We start from the raw sequence: 2,040 nt of genomic DNA, 5'->3' as shown, positions 1-2,040 counted from the left end.
GGTTGGTCGAGATCGATTTTTCGGCACACCGCCCGGATCGCCGAGCTGGCCCGCCGGGCCGTGGACGCCGCCCCGCCGCGAGGCACCAGGCGCGGCCTCCGCGGGCTGGGCGGAGTGGGCCGCGACGCCGGCCGGTCGCGGCGAGACACCCGGTGCGGTACGCGTCGGCACCGTACGCATCCCCGGCGCGGAGCCGGTGCCGGCGCTGGTGCCGCTGCTCGACGCCGGCCACGTGCACCTGACCGGGGCCGAGGCCGACGGCGGGGCGGCAGTGGTGCCGGCGCTGCTGCTGCGCAGCCTGGGCCGCGCCGACCCGGGCGCGGTGCGGCTGTTCGGGTACGACCCGGAGCACCTCGGCGGCGGGCTGGCCGGCTTCGCCCCGCTTGGCACCGCCGGGCTGCTCACCTTCGTCGGCCCCGGTGGGCTGGGCCGGCTGCTGGACGACCTGGTGGAGCAGATCCGCCGGATCAACGAGACGGTGCTGGCCGGGGAGTACCGCTCGCTGCGGGAGCTGGCCGCCACGACCGGCCGCCGTCCCGAGCCATGGCGGGTGGCGGTGCTGCTCGGCGGCGACGAGCTGTCCCGGCACGAGCGCGGCCAGCTCGACCGGGTGGTACGCACCGGCGCGGCGTGCGGGGTGCACCTGGTGACACGCGGCGTGCCGGTGCCGGACGACCCGACGGTGACCCGGGTCGTGGTGGGCCCGGACGGTGCCCGGCTGGGCGGCCCGCCCGGCCTGCCGGTGACCCTGGACCCGCCGCCCCCGGCCACGCTGGTCACCGAGACCTGCCGGCAGATCGCCGCCCGGGTCAACGCCGGCCCCCCGCCGGCCCCGTTCACCGACCTGCTACCGCCGCCGGAGCAGATGTGGCGGGAGGACTCCTCGACCGGGCTGACCGCGCCCATCGGCGAGGGCCCGCACGGCCGGCCGGTCCTGCTCACTCTCGGCGACTACCCGCCGCACGCGCTGATCGGCGGCCCGTCCGGCACCGGCAAGACCAACCTGATCTTCGCCTGGATCGGCGCGCTGGCGTCCCGCTACTCCCCCGCCGAGCTGGAGTTCTACCTGCTCGACTTCAAGGAGGGGGTGTCCTTCGCCCGGTTCGCCCAGGGCCGGCGGGACCCGAGCTGGCTGCCGCACATGCGGCTGGTCGGGATCAATGTCAACACCGACCGGGAGTTCGGGCTGGCGCTGCTGCGGTTCCTCGCCGAGGAGCTGCGCCGGCGGGCCGACGCGGCCAAGAAGCACGAGGTGACCAAGCTCGCCGAGCTGCGGGCGGTCGACCCGACCGGGCACTGGCCCCGCATCGTCGCCGTGGTCGACGAGTTCCAGGCGCTGCTGGCCGGCCGGGACGTGGTCGCCCGGGAGGCCGCCGACCTGCTGGAGGACCTGGCCCGCCGGGGCCGGTCCCAGGGCATCCACCTGGTGCTGGCCTCGCAGGACGTGCGCGGCATCGAGGCGCTGTGGGGGCGACCGGCGCTGGTCGCCCAGTTCACCCTGCGCATCGCGCTGCCCAAGGCGCTGCGCATCCTCGCCGAGCGCAACGACGCCGCCCAGTCCCTGCCCCGCCACCACGCGGTGGTCAACGCCGAGTCGGGCCTCGTCGAGGGCAACGAGGTGGCCCGCATCCCGTCGGCCAGCGACTGGGACGCCTGGAGCGAGTTGCAGCACCGACTGTGGCGGATGCGCCCGGCCGACGCCCGGCCCGCCCGGCTCTTCGACGGCGACGCGATCCCCCGGCTCGCCGACGCCCCGGACTTCCGGGCGCTCACCCCGCCCGAGGGCGAGGCCGCGCCGCGCAGCCCGGTGGCCCTGCTCGGGGAGATCATCGACGTGCAGGCCCGCTCGGCGGTGCTGCGGCTGCCCCGGGCCCCCGGGCGCAACCTCGCGGTGCTGGGCACCCGGGTCGACGAGGCGTGCGCCGTGCTGGACGCCGCCGCCCGGTCGCTGGCCCGCCAGCACCGCCCCGGCGCCGCCCGGTTCTCCATCGCCTGCCTCGACCCGGACGCCGACCCGGCCGCCCGGGAGCTCTACGCCGA

Annotated in this window: 1 pseudogene; it reads left to right on the top strand. The window is 77.3% G+C overall.

Features of this window, described 5'->3' with window-relative positions:
- A pseudogene (locus tag MCAG_RS28430) lies at positions 1–2,040 on the top strand (FtsK/SpoIIIE domain-containing protein); the annotation flags it as partial.

It is taken from the genome of Micromonospora sp. ATCC 39149 (genome assembly GCF_000158815.1).
Lineage (GTDB): Bacteria > Actinomycetota > Actinomycetes > Mycobacteriales > Micromonosporaceae > Micromonospora.
This window is presented reverse-complemented; position numbering and strand designations above follow the sequence as displayed.